The following is a 16,206-nucleotide window of genomic DNA, read 5'->3' on the forward strand; positions in this document are numbered from 1 at the left end:
CTGCTATTCGTCTTTCGGCTGGTCGCCGTTATCCGCCGCGTTTTTCTTCTTGCGGAACTTGCCCCAAATCTTGCCTTCCTGCCCGCGCCACAGGCGCTGAATATTGTCGTGATGCCGCATCAGGATCAGACAGGAGAGCATCGCCACCGGGAAGGTGAACTGCGGTTTGAACCACCAGACGTAGAACGGGGCGATCAGCGCGCTGACGATGGCGCCGAGCGAAGAGTAGCCGCTGAGCAGCACCGTCAGCAGCCAGGTGCCGGTCATCAGGCCGGTCAGATCCCAACCGATAGGCGCGATGGCGCCAAACGCCGTCGCCACGCCTTTGCCGCCGCGGAAGTGGAAGAACACCGGATAGATGTGCCCCAGACAGGCGGCGATCGCCGTCAGGCCGAGGTACAGCGGCGGCACATCGAGTTTATAGGCCAGCCAGACCGGCAACATCCCTTTCAGAATATCGAACACCAGCACCGCCGCCGCCGCCAGCCGGCCGCCGATGCGCAGGACGTTGGTCGCCCCGGGATTTCCTGAGCCATGCTCACGCGGATCCGGCAGCCTGGCGATCCGGCAAACCAGGATCGCACTGGAAATCGAGCCGCACAGATACGCGAAGATAATCATGCCAAGCGCGGTAGCACTCATAACGCGGTTCCGTTTAATAATGGTCGTTTTACTCGCAACATCTATGGATAATACGCACATTCCGCTGGAAGTGGTATCCGGCAAGGCCAAAAACAGAGAATGACGTGATGGATATCGTATTTATTGAAGAGCTTACCGTAATTACCACCATTGGCGTTTATGAGTGGGAACAGGGCATTCGTCAGAAGCTGGTGTTCGATATCGAAATGGGCTGGGATAACCGGCCGGCCGCCGCCAGCGACGACGTAACTGACTGTCTGAGCTATGCCGACGTCAGCGACGCCGTGATCCAGCACGTGGAGTCGAACCGTTTTGCGCTGGTGGAACGAGTGGCGGAGGAAATATCTGAAATTTTGCTTCAGCGCTTCAATTCCCCCTGGGTCCGTATTAAGGTCAGCAAACCGGGCGCTGTAGCACATGCCAGCCGGGTCGGCGTGATCATTGAGCGCGGCACTCGTCCCGCATGATTTTATGTCATTTGCTTGCAACGAAAGGCCGTTAACCTGGTCTTAATCCTGAGAATTGTTTTAGCGGCATTGTCTTTAAACATTGCCGCTTTTTTATGTGATAGCCGTTATTTTATGGGGTGAGCGAAGCACATGGCAGACATGCATTCATTGTTTATTGCGTTTGTTCTTGGGGTTGTCGAGGGATTAACCGAGTTTCTGCCGGTGTCTTCCACCGGGCATATGATCATCGTCGGCGAGTGGCTGGGCTTTACCGGCGACAAAGCCAAAACCTTTGAAGTGATTATCCAGCTGGGGTCAATCCTGGCCGTGGTGGTGATGTTCTGGCGCCGGTTGTTCGGCCTGATCGGCATTCATTTCGGCGGCAAGCCGGTGGAGCATGAAGGCAAAACCAGCGGTCAGTTGAAGCTGGGGCACATCCTGCTGGCGATGATCCCGGCGGTGGTGCTGGGCCTGGCCTTCCATGATTTCATCAAGTCGCTGTTTGCGCCGAAAAACGTGATGTACGCGTTGGTGGTCGGCGGCCTGCTGCTGCTGGCGGCGGAATGGTTGAAGCCGAAGAAACCGAGCGCGGAAGGGCTGGATGACATCACCTACCGCCAGGCGTTCATGATCGGCTGCTTCCAGTGTCTGGCGCTGTGGCCGGGCTTCTCCCGTTCGGGTTCCACCATCGCCGGCGGCATGCTGGTGGGCGTGAACCGCTATGCGGCCTCCGAGTTCTCCTTCATCCTGGCGGTGCCGATGATGATCGGCGCCAGCGGCCTGGATCTGTACAAGAGCCTGCACTTCCTGACCTGGGGCGATCTGCCGATGTTCGCCGTCGGCTTCATCACCGCCTTCGTGGTGGCGTTGATTGCGATCAAGACCTTCCTGTCGCTGATCAAACGCATCTCGTTCGTGCCGTTCGCCATCTACCGTTTTATCGTGGCGGCCGTGGTTTACATGGTGTTCCTGTAAGCCTCTATGCCAGGAAAAAACCCCGCTCAGCGGGGTTTTTTTATGCCTGATCGTTGATGATGGTTTGGCTGCGTTTCCACTCGGCCAGCGCCTGTTGGCGGCGGCGTTTCAGCTCGTCGCGGATCGCGGTGCCCTGCAGCCCGCTGGCCACCACCTCTTTGATCGATACCGCGTTCGCTACCTGATACGCCTGGCGCAGATAGTCGCCCTGCGGATAAGGGTTCTCCTCAAAGCCGGTGCGGCCGCGCGCGTCCGCTTCGCTGGTCAGGATCATCTGCTCCAGCCGCTGCGGCTTGCGCCAGACGTCGATGGCGTCGAACAACTTCAACAGGGTCTCCGGCCGCAGCTTGTTCACGGTGTGGATCAAATCATGGTACTCCGCCACCAGCTTGCTCAGATCGCGCACCGGGTTGGGCACCCGCAGCCGTTGGCACAGCGCTTCGACCAGCCGCACGCCCGCCGGGCCGTGGCCGTGGTGATGCGGCCAGAACTCTTTTGGCGTCAAGCCCTTGCCGAGGTCATGACACAGGGTGGCGAAGCGCACGTCCACCTCGGGAGTGAGGCGGGCGGCGATCGCCAACGCCATCAGCGTATGTACGCCGGTATCGATCTCCGGGTGCCACTTGGCGGGGGCCGGCACGCCGAACAGCGCGTCGATTTCCGGGAACAGCACCACCAGCGCCCCGCAGTCGCGCAGGACCTGAAAATAGACCTGCGGGCTCTGGCTCTGCAGCGCCTTTTCGGTTTCCTTCCAGACGCGTTCGGCGGTCAGCGCGGCCAGTTCACCGCTGTGCGCCATCTGGCGCATCAAAGCCAGCGTTTCGTCGGCGATGCGAAAACCCAGATGGGCGAAGCGGGCATTGAAGCGCGCCACGCGCAGTACGCGCAGCGGATCCTCGCCGAAAGCGTCGGAAACGTGGCGCAGCACGCGCGCCTGCAGATCGGCCACGCCGCCATAAGGGTCAATCAGCTCCCCATCGGCGGAACGGGCGATGGCGTTGAGGGTCAGATCGCGCCGCAGCAGATCTTCTTCCAGCGTCACGTCCGGCGCGGCATAGCAGGTAAAGCCGGTGTATCCCTGGCCGGATTTGCGCTCGGTGCGCGCCAGCGCATACTCCTCGTGAGTATCGGGATTGAGGAACACCGGAAAATCTTTGCCGACCTGCTGGTAGCCCAACGCCAGCAGCTCTGCCGGCGTGGCGCCCACCACCACCCAATCATGATCGACCACCGGAATGTTGAGCAGGCTGTCGCGAACGGCGCCGCCGACCAGATAAATCTGCACTGTTGACTCCTGAATATCGTGTAAGGCTCTGTCTATCAGATTACATGAATTGACCGTGGGATGTCGGCACCAATGAAAAGGGCGCCCGCAGGCGCCCATACTCAAACTGAACGATACTGAGATCAGTTCATCCAGCGATTGTTGTTTTTGCGGCGAGGGATCAGGTGCGGCAACAGTAGGCCCAGCAGCAAACCGACGCCGGCGACGCCGCCGCCGTACATGAACCACTGCAGGATAATGGTGCGCTGTTTGTCGTCGAGCTGCAGGTTAACGGCGTTCACCTTCTTCTGCGCGACCACCAGCTGGTTTTTCAGATCCTGGTTTTCCTTCTGCAGGCTGCTGATGGTGCTGTCGCTGCCCGCGACTTTTTCCTGCATTTCCGAGGTGCGCTGGTTCCAGGTGTTATCGATGTTGGCCAGCTTGTCGGTCAGGGTTTTCACCTGTTGTTCCAGCTCCGGCACGCGGGTGCGCAGGCTTGGCGTCTGGCTGAGCTGATCGAGCGGGATCCAGGTGGTGCGGCCTTTCGGATCGCGGATTTGGCCGTAGTTGGTGCTGTCGTTGACGCTCAGCAGGGTGACTTCTTCACCGGCGTTCAGAGTGCCGACAATACGGTACTGATTACCTGGGCCGCTATGGACGTAAGTGCTTAACTCATCGGAGATATAGCGTTTATCTTCGGCATGTGCGGCCCAAGTGATGCTGAAGCTCAGCGCGGCAAGGCAAATCAGGCGTAATTTCTGCATTAGTTCATCGTTTCTGGGTGAATTTATGGAACGATAGTAGAGCGTTCAGTCTGACGACGCAACGCCAAAACCGGAATGAGAACTATCTTACTGTGGCTGATTCTGTGAGTTGCGCAGCGTTTTATAACGTAACAGGTTTTTTCTACAGTCAGCAGGGTTAAGGCGCCGGAAATCGCGGTAAGATAATGGCAACTGTGCGTCATTGGGCAGCATGCGGCGGACCGAGCGCGCCGCGCTGAAACAGACGTGAATGCGTAACTTATTGGTGTTAAAGAATTATGACCGTTGAAATTGAACTGAAATTCATCGCCGCGCCAGAAGCGGTGGCCGCGTTGCCGCAATGGCTCGCCGCCTGGCCGCATCAGCATTCCGCGCCGCAAAAGCTGACCAACATTTACTTCGAAACGGCCGACAACTTCTTGCGCAGTCACGATATGGGGCTGCGCATTCGCGGTTTTGACGATCGCTATGAAATGACCATCAAAACCGCCGGTAAAGTGGTGGCCGGCCTGCATCAGCGCCCGGAATACAACGTCGCTATCGCCGAGCCGCAGCTGGCGTTGGCGCAGTTCCCTGCCGACATCTGGCCGCAGGATTGCGATATCACGGCGCTGCAACAGGCGTTGCAGCCGCTGTTCCGTACCGACTTCGCTCGTGAAAAGTGGGTGGTTACTTACGGCCAAAGCGAGATCGAGATTGGCCTGGATCAGGGTGAGGTGCGCGCCGGCGATCTCAGCGAAGCCCTGAGCGAGATCGAACTGGAGCTGCTGAACGGCAACACCGCCGATCTGCTGGCGTTGGCCGGCGAGCTGGCGGCGCATGGCGGGCTGCGGCAGGGCAGCCTGAGCAAGGCGGCGCGCGGCTACCATCTGGCGCAGGGTAATCCACCGCGAGAGGTGCGCCCGCTGCGGGTGCTGAAGCCGGCGGCGAAGGCGACCGTGGAGCAGGGAATGATCGCCGCCTTCGAGCTGGCGCTCAGCCACTGGCAGTATCATGAAGAGCTGTGGCTGCGCGGCGATGCGCAGGCGCGCGCTGCGGTCATCGAGGCGGTCGGCACGATCCGCCAGGCGTTGGTGATCTTCGGCGGCCTGGTGCCGCGCAAGGCCAGCGCCGATCTGCGCGCCCGCCTGACCGAACTCGAACCGCTGTTGGCGGACAAAGCCGCGCAACCCGAGAGCCTGTGCTACAGCGCCGCTTATCTACAATGTAAGTTGGCACTCACATCATGGCTGGTGAGCGGCGCCTGGCGGCCGTTTATCGACGCCAAAGCGCAGGCCAAGCTGGACGGTTCTTTCAAACGCTTCAGCGATATCATGCTGGGGCGCAGCGGCGCGGAGCTGAAAGAAGCCTTCAGCCGTACGCTGAACGAAGATGAATATCAGGAACAATTGCCGCGCCTGACGCGTCAGATTGCGGCGCTGATCCTGTTGTCGGGCGCCTACCCCGACGAGCAGACCGGGCCTTATATCGACGCCTGGCGCGAGCTGCAGGCGGCGCTGAGCGAGCGCCGCCAGGGCTGGTATGAAGCCAGCCGCAAACAGGCCTTATCGCATGCGCCATTCTGGTTAAACGGCGCGCTTCGTTAATCCAGCCGGCCCGCCAGCCGTGGGCCGCAGAACGGGTCATACACTATGTCGCCACTTTCAGCCGCGTTGCAGGCTCAGGCACAGCAGGTTGTGCAGCGTTTTCAGGAAGTTCACGGCGCAGACTGCGCCTTTAGCGAGCAAGAGCAGTGGGTGCTGGCGTCGAGCGATTTCGTCAGCGACGCGCTGCTCGCCCAGCCGGCCTGGTTGGCGACGCTGCGCGAACAGCCGCCGGCGCCCGGCGAGTGGCAACACTACGCCGCCTGGCTGCAGGACGAACTGGAAGAGGTGCGCGATGAAGCGCAGCTGATGCGCACGCTGCGTCTGTTTCGCCGCGAAACGCTGGTGCGCATCGCCTGGGCGCAGGCGCAGGGGCTGTGTTCGACCGAAGAAACGCTGCTGCAGCTGAGCGGATTGGCGGAAACGCTGATCGTCAGCGCGCGCGACTGGCTGTACCAAACCTGTTGCCGCGAGTGGGGCACGCCGTGCAACGCCGCCGGCGAACCACAGCCGCTGCTGATCCTCGGCATGGGCAAGCTGGGCGGCGGCGAGCTGAACTTCTCGTCGGATATCGATCTGATCTTCGCCTACCCGGAAAACGGCCAAACCCAGGGCGGGCGGCGCGAGCTGGACAATGCCCAGTTCTTCACCCGCCTCGGCCAGCGGCTGATCAAAGCGCTGGATCAGCAGACCATCGACGGCTTCGTCTATCGCGTGGATATGCGGCTGCGGCCGTTCGGCGACAGCGGCCCGCTGGTGATGAGCTTTGCGGCGCTGGAGGATTACTACCAGGAGCAGGGGCGCGACTGGGAACGTTATGCGATGGTGAAGGCGCGCCTGATGGGCGGGGCGGAAGACGCTTACAGCCAGGAGCTGCGCAAAACCCTGCGGCCGTTCGTGTTCCGTCGCTATATCGATTTCAGCGTCATTCAATCATTGCGCAACATGAAGGGCATGATCGCCCGTGAAGTGCGGCGGCGGGGCCTGAAGGATAACATCAAGCTGGGCGCCGGCGGCATTCGCGAAATCGAGTTTATCACTCAGGTGTTTCAACTGATCCGCGGCGGCCGCGAGCCGGCGCTGCAGGGGCGTTCGCTGCTGCCGACGCTGCAGGCGGTGGGAGAACTGGGGCTGCTGGAGAACGAGCAGGTGCGGGCGCTGAGCGCCGCTTACCTGTTCCTGCGGCGGTTGGAGAACCTGCTGCAGGCGATCGGCGATCAGCAAACCCAGACGTTGCCGCAGGATGTGCTCGATCAGGCGCGGCTGGCTTACGGCATGGGGCTGGCGGATTGGGCGGCGCTGATGGCGGCGTTGGACGCGCACATGCAGGCGGTGCGTGCGGTGTTCGACGACCTGATCGGCGACGATAGCCCGGATGTCGGCGAAGATCCCGACTATCAGCACTACCACAGCCTGTGGCAGGACGCGCTGGAGGAGAACGAGCTGGCGCCGCTGACGCCGCACCTCGATGAAGAGGGGCGCCGACAGATGCTGCGCACCATCGCCGATTTCCGCCATGACGTCGACAAGCGCACCATCGGCCCGCGCGGTCGCGACGTGCTCGATCAGCTGATGCCGCGCCTGCTGGCGGAGGTGTGCCCACGGCAGGACGCGCCGACCGCGCTGGTGCGGCTGGCGCAGCTGCTGCTGAGCATTGTCACCCGTACCACCTACCTCGAGCTGCTGGTGGAGTATCACGCGGCGCTCAGCCATCTGATCCGCCTGTGCGCCGCGTCGCCGATGGTCGCAAACCAACTGTCGCGTTACCCGCTGTTGCTGGACGAACTGCTGGATCCGGCCACGCTGTATCAGCCGGTGGCGCTGGACGCCTATCGCAGCGAGCTGCGTCAGTACCTGCTGCGGGTGCCGGAAGACGACGAAGAGCAAAAGCTGGAGGCGCTGCGCCAATTCAAACAGGCGCAGCAGCTGCGCATCGCCGCGGCGGATATCGCCGGGGCGCTGCCGGTGATGAAAGTGAGCGATCACCTGACTTACCTGGCTGAGGCGATCATCGACGCGGTGGTGCAACAGGCCTGGAGCGACATGGTGGCGCGCTACGGCCAACCGACCCATCTGCAGGAGCGCGAAGGGCGCGGCTTTGCGGTGATCGGCTACGGCAAGCTGGGCGGCTGGGAGCTGGGCTACAGTTCCGATCTCGATCTGGTGTTCCTGTTGGATTGCCCGCCGGAGGTGATGACCGACGGCGATCGCTGCATCGACGGCCGTCAGTTCTATCTGCGGTTGGCGCAGCGGGTGATGCATCTGTTCAGCACCCGCACCTCCTCCGGCATTCTGTATGAAGTGGACGCGCGCCTGCGGCCTTCCGGCGCTGCGGGGATGCTGGTCAGCACCGTCGAGGCGTTCGCCGACTACCAGCAAAACGAAGCCTGGACCTGGGAGCATCAGGCCTTGGTGCGTGCGCGCATCGTACATGGCGATCCGGCGCTGCATCAGCAGTTCGACGCGATCCGGCGCGAGATCCTGTGCAAAACGCGCGATGCGGAGGTGCTGAAGCGTGAAGTGCGCGAGATGCGCGAAAAGATGCGCAACCATCTCGGCAACAAACAGCGCGATCTGTTTGATATCAAAACCGATGAGGGCGGCATTACCGACATCGAATTTATCGCCCAATATCTGGTCTTACGCTATGCGCCGGGCGAACCGCGCCTGACGCGTTGGTCGGACAACGTGCGCATCTTCGAGCTGATGGCCAATTACGACATCATGCCGGAAGAGGAGGCGCGCGCGCTGACCCAGGCCTATGTCACCATGCGCGACGAGATCCACCATCTGGCGCTGCAGGAGCATTCCGGCAAGGTCGGCAGCGAGCAGTTCGCCGCCGAGCGTGAGCAGGTGCGCGTCAGCTGGGCCAAATGGCTGGATTAATACCTTTTTGCGGGTATTCCGGCGGTCTGTGGTAATATCTGCGCCACTAAAATTTTGTTCTTTTTTGGAGTTATCGGATGAAAGTTACGCTGCCTGATTTTCGCCGCGCCGGTGTGCTGGTGGTCGGTGACGTCATGTTGGATCGCTATTGGTATGGGCCGACCAGCCGCATTTCACCGGAAGCCCCGGTGCCGGTGGTCAAGGTCGATACCATCGAAGAGCGTCCCGGCGGCGCGGCTAACGTGGCGATGAACATCGCTTCGCTGGGGGCAACGTCCCGCCTGGTGGGCCTGACCGGCATCGACGATGCGGCGCGGGCGCTGAGCGCCAAGCTGAATGAAGTCAACGTGCGCTGCGACTTCGTCTCGGTGCCGACCCATCCGACCATCACCAAGCTGCGCGTGCTGTCGCGTAACCAGCAGCTGATCCGTCTCGATTTCGAAGAAGGCTTCTCCAACGTCGATCCGCAGCCGATGCTGGAGCGCATTCAGCAGGCGCTGCCGCAGATCGGCGCGCTGGTGCTGTCCGATTACGCCAAGGGCGCGCTCAGCCAGGTGCAGGGCATGATCCAATTGGCGCGCGCCGCCAAAGTGCCGGTGCTGATCGATCCGAAAGGTTCTGATTTTGAACGCTATCGCGGCGCGACGCTGCTGACGCCGAACCTGTCCGAATTTGAAGCGGTGGTGGGCCATTGCAAGGATGAGGCGGAACTGGTGGAACGCGGCATGAAGCTGGTGGCGGATTTCGAGCTGTCGGCGCTGCTGGTCACCCGTTCCGAGCACGGCATGACGCTGCTGCAGCCTGGCGTTGAGCCGCTGCACTTGCCGACCCAGGCGCAGGAAGTGTTCGATGTGACCGGCGCCGGCGACACCGTGATCGGCGTGCTGGCCGCCTCGCTGGCCGCCGGCAACTCGCTGGAAGAGTCCTGTTTCCTGGCCAACGCCGCCGCCGGCGTAGTGGTGGGCAAACTCGGTACGTCCACCGTGTCGCCTATCGAGCTGGAAAACGCGGTGCGCGGCCGTGCCGAAACCGGTTTTGGCGTGATGACCGAAGCGCAGTTGAAACACGCCGTGGCGCAGGCGCGCCAGCGCGGCGAGAAAGTCGTGATGACCAACGGCATCTTCGACATTCTGCATGCCGGCCACGTTTCCTATCTGGCCAACGCTCGCAAACTGGGCGATCGCCTGATCGTGGCGGTGAACAGCGATGCGTCGACCAAGCGTTTGAAAGGGGAAACACGCCCGGTCAACGCGCTGGAGAATCGCATGATCGTGCTGGGCGCGCTGGAAGCGGTGGATTGGGTGGTGCCGTTCGAAGAAGACACGCCGCAGCGTCTGATTGCCGACATTCTGCCGGATCTGCTGGTGAAAGGCGGTGATTACAAACCGGAAGAGATTGCCGGCAGTGCGGAAGTGTGGGCCAACGGCGGCGATGTCAAAGTGCTGAACTTTGAAGACGGCCTGTCGACCACCAACATCATCAAAGCGATCAAAGACGGGCGCGGCTAACGCCGGGCGACGTAAAGAACAAGGGCGCGCGGTGCGCGCCCTTGGCGGGAATTACTCGTCTTCCTGTTTGGCCGCCGGCGCCGCGCTCAGTTTACTTTCCAGCTCGGCCATGCGCTGTTCCAACAGCGCCAGCTTCTCGCGGGTGCGCAGCAGCACCTGAGTCTGTACGTCGAACTCTTCGCGGTTAACCAAATCCAGGCGGGTAAGCTGCGACTGCAGTACCTGACGGATTTTTTTCTCAACGTCTTCCCCGAATTCACGAACGCCTTTAGGCATGGACTCATGAACCTGGCGTGCGATTTGTTCGATTTTTTTCGGGTCAATCATGGCGTATCCCTTTCAGAGTTTAATAGCTGCCGCTTAGTGTAATGCGAGTTGCCCGCCGGATAAACCATTAAGCGCATTCGCCGTGCGTGGCCGAATTGTGCTTTTGCCAATTGCCCTGCCTACCCATTAGCGTTATAGTCATCCTGCTTATTCTCAGGGCGGGGTGAAAGTCCCCACCGGCGGTAAATCACCTTCTACGGTGAAAGCCCGCGAGCGCTCAGCCAGCCTGTAAAGGCCGGTTAGAGGTCAGCAGATCCGGTGTAATTCCGGGGCCGACGGTTATAGTCCGGATGGGAGAGAGTAACGGTATCTGCCGGGCTTGCGCCCGCTTGCGTTATTTTTTTAGCTATTGTTAGCTACTCCTCAAGATCGCCCTGGTTCTGGTAATCCATAATTTTTAATGAGGTTTTTTACCATGAATCAGACGCTACTTTCAGACTTCGGCACGCCGACAGAACGCGTTGAACGCGCGATCGACGCACTGCGCAACGGGCGCGGCGTGATGGTGCTCGATGATGAAAATCGTGAAAACGAAGGTGATATGATCTTCGCCGCGGAAACCATGACCGTTGAGCAGATGGCGCTGACCATTCGCCACGGCAGCGGTATCGTGTGCCTGTGCATCACCGAAGAACGCCGTCAGCAGCTTGAGCTGCCGATGATGGTGACCAACAACTCCAGCCAGTTCCAGACCGCCTTCACCGTGACCATCGAAGCGGCGCAGGGCGTGACTACCGGGGTTTCCGCTTCCGATCGCCTGACCACCATCCGTGCGGCGGTGGCAGACAGCGCCAAGCCGAGCGACCTGAACCGTCCGGGCCACGTATTCCCGCTGCGCGCGCAGCCGGGCGGCGTGCTGAGCCGCCGCGGTCACACCGAAGCGACCATCGATCTGGTCTCCATGGCCGGCTTCAAACCTGCTGGCGTGCTGTGTGAACTGACCAACGACGATGGCAGCATGGCGCATGCGCCGGAAGTGATCACCTTCGCCAAACAGCACGACATGGTGGTGCTGACCATCGAAGATCTGGTGGCCTACCGCCAGGCGCACGAGAAAAAAGCCAGCTGATAGCCGGCCGCTTTCAACGATAAAAAAGCCGCTCAACGCGGCTTTTTTTTGTGGCTACTGTTTTGACAGGCGTTCGCCGATGCGGCTGGCGTAATTCATCACGTGGAAGGTGTAGTTCTCCTCTACCGTACCCTGAAACAGATGCGCCCAGGGGCCGATGGCGTAGATGCCGAGATCTTCCCCGCCGTGCGTCTCACTTTTCAGCGGCACCAGCGCTGGCTGAATAAAGTCGGGCGCAGTGGCCTGCTCCATGGTCAATGCCGGGCGCTCGGTCAATGGGATTGTGCCGCCGGGGCCGTTGGCGAAGCCGACGGTGGTGTAAGGCTTGCCGTCGCTGCCCAGCCGCGGTTTGCCGTCGACGCCGACGGAAATGCCGAGGATGGGATTGCCTCGCTTGGCATAGCCGGCAATGGTCAGCGTGTGGCTGTGATCGCCGGTTACGATCACCAGGGTCTCGTCCAGATTGACCTTGTCGACGATGGTTTTCACCGCTTCGTTCAGCGCGACCGCGTCGCTCAGCGTGCGGTAGGCGTTACCGTTATGGCTGCCGTGATCGATGCGTCCGCCCTCCACCAACAGCAGGTAGCCTTCGGGATTCCTGGCCAAAATATCGATGGCCTTGCCGGTCATTTCCGCCAGCGAAGGCTCTCCCGCCGCGTCTTGCCGCCGATCGTGCTCGAAGTTCATGTGCGACGGTTCGAACAGGGCCAGCAGGTGGTCGACTTTGGCCGGATCGATTTTGTCGAACTGCGCTTGATTCCATACGTATTGCCCACGCTCGCCGTAGCGTTGCAGCCAGGCCTGCGTCAGGTCGCGGCCATCCTTTCTGGCGCCTTTCTTGTCGGGGTATTCCGGATCGCTCACGCCGTCGGGCAGGAAGTTGGCGCGCCCACCGCCCATCGCCACGTTCAGGCCGTTGCCGTATTTCATTTCCACCAGCTGGCGTGCGATGTCGCGGCAGCCTGCGGCCAGAGCATCCGCCGGCATTTTGGCGTCGGATTCCCAGTCGCGGTTGGCGATATGGGCATAGGTGGCGCCCGGCGTGGCGTGGGTAATGGTCGCGGTCGTCACGGCGCCGGTGGACATGCCGAGCGTTGCGGCCATCTCCCACAGCGTGGTGACGGTCTTGGTTTGCTGGTCTTCGCAATTGTTGAGGGCGGCCGTATGGTTGAGGCCCATCAGATCGTTGATGGTTTTGACACCGGTGGTCATCGCCACCGCGCTGGGCGCGGAGTCGGTGATTTGGGCGTCGGCGGAATAGGTTTTGGCCGCCGCCAGATAGGGGAACGCTTCCCAGGCCAGCACGTTGGATTCGCCGTCCACGCCGCGCTGCTGCCCTTCAAAAATGCGAGCGGCGGTCACGGTGGAAAACCCCATGCCGTCGCCGACCACCAGAATGACGTTTTTGGCGCGGTTGGTGTTTGGTGTTTGCTTCAGCCGCTGTTGCAGCTGAGTTTGCGCCTGAAGGAAATAAGGGTCTTCGCGCTGCGTCAGCTGCGCTTTGTCCGCCGCGCCGGCGGCTGCCGTTGCGGTGGCCAGCAAGGTCATGGAAAGCGCCAGGCGGGTTGCCAGTGTGGGTCTGAACATGAATTCCTCCTTGGTGAGACGTGATTCCCGTAGCGCCGACGGGCTGCCAACACCCTGTCGACTGAAAGAGGAGTGTATCGACTGCGTTAACAAAAAATACATAAATTGTTCACAAATTAGATCTGTGTGGCAGTAATGCCATGGTATTCACAGAATTTATTAATTAATTGAAAAGTATGTGTTTTTTAACTTTCTGTTGGTCGGTGCATTTTTGCGCTTTTTAATTCAAATTTATTGAAGATCATCATCACGGTTATCCGGCTGTGTTGCTGCGGCAAAGCGCGTAATGTAACGCCATAGCACAATTTGAACTAAGGATCCCCCTATGAACACCTCTCGTATGCCGGCACTGTTCCTGGGCCATGGTAGCCCGATGAACGTGCTGGAAGACAACCGCTACACCCGGGCATGGCGTGCGTTGGGTGAGTCATTGCCGCGCCCGAAGGCGATCGTGGCGGTTTCCGCGCATTGGTACACCCGCGGCACTGCGGTCACCGCGATGGAAAAACCCAAAACCATTCACGACTTCGGGGGGTTCCCGCAGGCGCTGTTTGATACCCGCTATCCGGCGCCGGGCTCTCCCACGCTGGCCGCGCAGCTGCAGCAAATCCTGGCGCCGGTGCCGGTAACGGCGGATCTCGGCGAGTGGGGATTGGATCACGGTACCTGGGGCGTATTGATCAAAATGTATCCCGATGCTGATATTCCGGTGGTGCAGCTCAGCGTCGACGGCACACAGCCGGCGGCCTATCACTATGAGCTGGGCCGCAAACTCGCCGCGCTGCGGGACGAGGGCGTGATGATCGTCGCCAGCGGTAACGTGGTGCACAACCTGCGCATGGTGAAATGGCAGGGCGATACCAGCGCCTACCCGTGGGCGGAATCATTCAATAACTTTGTCCGGGATAACCTGCGTTATCGGGGCGATAACCATCCGCTGGTGGATTTCATGCGCCATGAGGGGGCGGCGCTGTCGAATCCGACGCCGGAACACTATCTGCCGTTGCTGTATGTGCTTGGCGGTTGGGATGGAAAAGAGGCCATCAGCGTGCCGATCGATGGTATCGAAATGGGGGCGCTGAGCATGCTGTCGGTACAGGTGGGATAAAGAAAAAACGCCAGTCTCTGACTGGCGTTTTTGCCTTCAGCGGTGCGATCAGCCGAGGATGGTGTGCGGATAGAAGCGCGACAGATCCTGCGTGATCAGTTCGCGATCTTCGCGCAGGCCGATGCCGCAAGGTTGATCGTTCACCAGCCAGCTGCCGATCAGCGTGTAGCTGTCTTCGAACTTCGGCAGCGGATGGAACTGCTGCACGATCATGCCTTCTTCGCCGTACGGCCCATCGACGCGCGCCACTTCCTGACCGTTTTCGACGATCTGGATATTGGCGCCTTCGCGTGAGAACAGCGGCTTGGTGACGTAATGATCCATCGGCGGATGATCGTCTTGCGCGAAATAAGCCGGCAGCAGGTTAGGGTGGTTCGGGAACATTTCCCACAGCAGCGGCAGCAGCGCCTTGTTGGAGATGATGCTCTTCCAGGCCGGCTCCAGCCAACGCACGCCGGCGTCTTCCAGCTTGGTGGAGAACATCTCGCGCAGCATGAACTCCCACGGGTAGAGCTTGAACAGGTTGCCGATCACCTGATCCTGCAGATCGGTGAACTGGCCTTTCTCGCCAAGGCCAATGTCTTCCATGAACAGGAATTCGGTCGGCAGACCGGCTTCCTGCGCGCAGTCCTGCAGATATTGCACCGTGCCGCGATCTTCTTCGCTGTCCTGGCAGCACGCCAGGTGCAGCAGACCGAAGCCGTGGTGCGCTTTCAGCTCGGCGAAACGCTCGATCAGCTTCTCCTGCAGGCTGTTGTACTGATCCGATTGCGGATCCAGCTTGCCGGCGTTGATCTGGTCTTCCAGCCACAGCCACTGGAAGAAGGCCGCCTCATAGAGTGAGGTCGGCGTATCGGCGTTGTTCTCCAGCAGCTTCGGCGGGTTGACGCCGTCGTAGGCCAGATCGAGACGCGAATACAGCGACGGCTGGTTGGTGCGCCAGGAGCTGCGTACGAACTCCCAGGTGTGTTTCGGGATGCAGAACTTGGCCATCAGCTCGTCGCTGGCGACCACTTTCTCCACCACCTGCAGGCACATCTGGTGCAGCTCGGCGGTGGCGCTTTCGATCTCTTCAATCTGCGCCAGCGTGAACTGGTAATAGGCGTCTTCACACCAGTACGGCTCGCCGTACATGGTGTGGAAACGGAAACCGAACTCGGTCGCTTTTTCGCGCCAGTCCGGGCGCTCGGTAATGGCAATACGTTTCATGCATCAACCGCCCATGCTGCGAGAGCTGGAGTTGGAGGTAGCGCTGCTACGCTGCATGCTGGTCTGTTTGGCCACGGTCTCGCCGAAGCCGCCGCGGGTCACGGTGTTGGTGACCGCAGGCTTTGGCGCCATCGCGGTTTTCGGCACCGTCATGGTGCGGCCGCCGGCGGTGGCCGGGCCGTAGCTCTTGCCGCTGGCGTCGACAAATTTGCCGTTCGCCGGGCTGGCGGCGTTCTTGGAGGTGAACAGCGGCTGCTGCGCGAAGCCGGAACCGCCCATCAGGCGGCCCATCATGTAGCCCGCCATCAGCGGCATCCAGAAGCTGCCGCTGCTTTGCGATTCCGCCGCCATGCCGGCCTGCGCCGGGGCCGGCGCCTGAGTGCACTGCGCTTCGCCGAATTCGGCGACGCAGTCCTCGCGGGTCGCGTATTTAGGCGCGGTTTTCGCCGCTTCTTTCAGGGCGTTGTTGTAGGCGGTGGTGCACTGCTCGCTCATCGAAGGGTTGGCGCGCGAACAGTCATCGGCATTCTGATACAGGGAGACCGTTTCATCGCTCTTCTCGCAGCCGGCCAGCATAAAGACGGCGCTGATCGCCAAGGCCACGGGCGCGACACGGTAGCTGCGCCAGGATTTGCGGAACGTCTCTTGGTTGATGTTTTTTGTCCGTTTCATCGTTATCAATCCCATCATGCGGGCTGTTTTCGCCCTTTCCCAGTAGTGGCGCTAAGGATAGGGGAAACATGGTCAAAATTAAAGCTGAAACGCCCGCAGAAGCCACTCTTTACGCAGTTATACGTTGGGGTGTGCGCCAGTTCGCTTTCACGGCGAAAAAACG

At 60.7% G+C, this 16,206-nt stretch carries 14 protein-coding genes and 1 riboswitch; of the genes, 7 read left to right on the plus strand and 7 right to left on the minus strand.

What is annotated here, in order from left to right:
• Positions 1-3: 3 nt before the first annotated feature.
• Positions 4-642, minus strand: a complete 639-nt coding sequence (gene plsY, locus GKN89_RS15555) for a glycerol-3-phosphate 1-O-acyltransferase PlsY (protein ID WP_025160108.1) — start codon at positions 640-642, stop codon at positions 4-6.
• A 107-nt stretch (positions 643-749) separates the two neighbouring features.
• Here plsY and folB point away from each other — a divergent pair, with 107 nt between their 5' ends.
• Together folB and bacA are read left to right on the plus strand one after the other, a co-directional pair.
• On the plus strand, positions 750-1,109 hold the full coding sequence (gene folB, locus GKN89_RS15560) for a bifunctional dihydroneopterin aldolase/7,8-dihydroneopterin epimerase (protein ID WP_019453081.1): 360 nt from the start codon (positions 750-752) through the stop codon (positions 1,107-1,109).
• A gap of 132 nt (positions 1,110-1,241) precedes the next feature.
• On the plus strand, positions 1,242-2,066 hold the full coding sequence (gene bacA / locus GKN89_RS15565; protein ID WP_025160107.1) for an undecaprenyl-diphosphate phosphatase: 825 nt from the start codon (positions 1,242-1,244) through the stop codon (positions 2,064-2,066).
• 40 nt (positions 2,067-2,106) lie between these two features.
• On the opposite strand, the gene GKN89_RS15570 is transcribed toward bacA, so the two are convergent.
• A complete protein-coding gene (locus GKN89_RS15570; RefSeq protein WP_370520215.1) occupies positions 2,107-3,351 on the minus strand; it encodes a multifunctional CCA addition/repair protein in 1,245 nt (414 codons plus the stop codon).
• Between the two features lie 122 nt (positions 3,352-3,473).
• Positions 3,474-4,094, minus strand: a complete 621-nt coding sequence (locus GKN89_RS15575; protein ID WP_019453078.1) for a TIGR04211 family SH3 domain-containing protein — start codon at positions 4,092-4,094, stop codon at positions 3,474-3,476.
• A 278-nt stretch (positions 4,095-4,372) separates the two neighbouring features.
• On the opposite strand from GKN89_RS15575, the gene GKN89_RS15580 reads away from it, so the two are divergent.
• The 3 genes from GKN89_RS15580 to hldE all read left to right on the plus strand — a co-directional run bounded on the left by GKN89_RS15580 (position 4,373) and on the right by hldE (position 10,071).
• Complete coding sequence (locus tag GKN89_RS15580; RefSeq protein WP_154747304.1) at positions 4,373-5,680, plus strand: inorganic triphosphatase; 1,308 nt, start codon at positions 4,373-4,375, stop codon at positions 5,678-5,680.
• Between the two features lie 45 nt (positions 5,681-5,725).
• A complete protein-coding gene (gene glnE / locus GKN89_RS15585) occupies positions 5,726-8,563 on the plus strand; it encodes a bifunctional [glutamate--ammonia ligase]-adenylyl-L-tyrosine phosphorylase/[glutamate--ammonia-ligase] adenylyltransferase (protein ID WP_063918723.1) in 2,838 nt (945 codons plus the stop codon).
• 77 nt (positions 8,564-8,640) lie between these two features.
• The gene (gene hldE, locus GKN89_RS15590; protein ID WP_019453075.1) at positions 8,641-10,071 is read left to right on the plus strand and encodes a bifunctional D-glycero-beta-D-manno-heptose-7-phosphate kinase/D-glycero-beta-D-manno-heptose 1-phosphate adenylyltransferase HldE; all 1,431 of its coding nucleotides are present in this window, start codon (positions 8,641-8,643) and stop codon (positions 10,069-10,071) included.
• Positions 10,072-10,122: 51 nt separating this feature from the next.
• On the opposite strand, the gene GKN89_RS15595 is transcribed toward hldE, so the two are convergent.
• Positions 10,123-10,398, minus strand: a complete 276-nt coding sequence (locus GKN89_RS15595) for an accessory factor UbiK family protein (protein WP_004937216.1) — start codon at positions 10,396-10,398, stop codon at positions 10,123-10,125.
• A gap of 145 nt (positions 10,399-10,543) precedes the next feature.
• A riboswitch (FMN riboswitch) is annotated at positions 10,544-10,704 on the plus strand.
• Between the two features lie 109 nt (positions 10,705-10,813).
• Between GKN89_RS15595 and ribB the strand changes: the two genes are divergently transcribed.
• Positions 10,814-11,467, plus strand: a complete 654-nt coding sequence (ribB, locus tag GKN89_RS15600) for a 3,4-dihydroxy-2-butanone-4-phosphate synthase (RefSeq protein WP_004937218.1) — start codon at positions 10,814-10,816, stop codon at positions 11,465-11,467.
• Positions 11,468-11,521: 54 nt separating this feature from the next.
• On the opposite strand, the gene GKN89_RS15605 is transcribed toward ribB, so the two are convergent.
• Positions 11,522-13,054 carry an alkaline phosphatase gene (locus GKN89_RS15605; protein WP_154747305.1) on the minus strand — a complete coding sequence of 511 codons (1,533 nt, stop codon included), beginning with the start codon at positions 13,052-13,054 and terminating at the stop codon, positions 11,522-11,524.
• 325 nt (positions 13,055-13,379) lie between these two features.
• On the opposite strand from GKN89_RS15605, the gene ygiD reads away from it, so the two are divergent.
• Positions 13,380-14,162, plus strand: a complete 783-nt coding sequence (ygiD, locus tag GKN89_RS15610) for a 4,5-DOPA dioxygenase extradiol (protein ID WP_063918725.1) — start codon at positions 13,380-13,382, stop codon at positions 14,160-14,162.
• Between the two features lie 48 nt (positions 14,163-14,210).
• On the opposite strand, the gene GKN89_RS15615 is transcribed toward ygiD, so the two are convergent.
• Together GKN89_RS15615 and GKN89_RS15620 are read right to left on the minus strand one after the other, a co-directional pair.
• Complete coding sequence (locus tag GKN89_RS15615; protein ID WP_019453073.1) at positions 14,211-15,371, minus strand: glutathionylspermidine synthase family protein; 1,161 nt, start codon at positions 15,369-15,371, stop codon at positions 14,211-14,213.
• Positions 15,372-15,374: 3 nt separating this feature from the next.
• Complete coding sequence (locus GKN89_RS15620; RefSeq protein ID WP_019453072.1) at positions 15,375-16,043, minus strand: DUF1190 family protein; 669 nt, start codon at positions 16,041-16,043, stop codon at positions 15,375-15,377.
• Between the last annotated feature and the right edge of the window lie 163 nt (positions 16,044-16,206).

It is taken from the genome of Serratia sp. YC16 (assembly GCF_009707615.1).
In the GTDB taxonomy this organism is placed as follows: Bacteria; Pseudomonadota; Gammaproteobacteria; order Enterobacterales; family Enterobacteriaceae; genus Serratia; species Serratia surfactantfaciens.

Coding starts and splice junctions, on each gene's coding strand:
- ribB (WP_004937218.1), top strand. CDS start 10,814: ATGAATCAGACGCTACTTTCAGACTTCGGCACGCCGACAGAACGCGTT.
- ygiD (WP_063918725.1), top strand. CDS start 13,380: ATGAACACCTCTCGTATGCCGGCACTGTTCCTGGGCCATGGTAGCCCG.
- GKN89_RS15615 (WP_019453073.1), bottom strand. CDS start 15,371: ATGAAACGTATTGCCATTACCGAGCGCCCGGACTGGCGCGAAAAAGCG.
- GKN89_RS15605 (WP_154747305.1), bottom strand. CDS start 13,054: ATGTTCAGACCCACACTGGCAACCCGCCTGGCGCTTTCCATGACCTTG.
- GKN89_RS15620 (WP_019453072.1), bottom strand. CDS start 16,043: ATGAAACGGACAAAAAACATCAACCAAGAGACGTTCCGCAAATCCTGG.
- bacA (WP_025160107.1), top strand. CDS start 1,242: ATGGCAGACATGCATTCATTGTTTATTGCGTTTGTTCTTGGGGTTGTC.
- plsY (WP_025160108.1), bottom strand. CDS start 642: ATGAGTGCTACCGCGCTTGGCATGATTATCTTCGCGTATCTGTGCGGC.
- GKN89_RS15575 (WP_019453078.1), bottom strand. CDS start 4,094: ATGCAGAAATTACGCCTGATTTGCCTTGCCGCGCTGAGCTTCAGCATC.
- GKN89_RS15595 (WP_004937216.1), bottom strand. CDS start 10,398: ATGATTGACCCGAAAAAAATCGAACAAATCGCACGCCAGGTTCATGAG.
- hldE (WP_019453075.1), top strand. CDS start 8,641: ATGAAAGTTACGCTGCCTGATTTTCGCCGCGCCGGTGTGCTGGTGGTC.
- folB (WP_019453081.1), top strand. CDS start 750: ATGGATATCGTATTTATTGAAGAGCTTACCGTAATTACCACCATTGGC.
- glnE (WP_063918723.1), top strand. CDS start 5,726: ATGTCGCCACTTTCAGCCGCGTTGCAGGCTCAGGCACAGCAGGTTGTG.
- GKN89_RS15580 (WP_154747304.1), top strand. CDS start 4,373: ATGACCGTTGAAATTGAACTGAAATTCATCGCCGCGCCAGAAGCGGTG.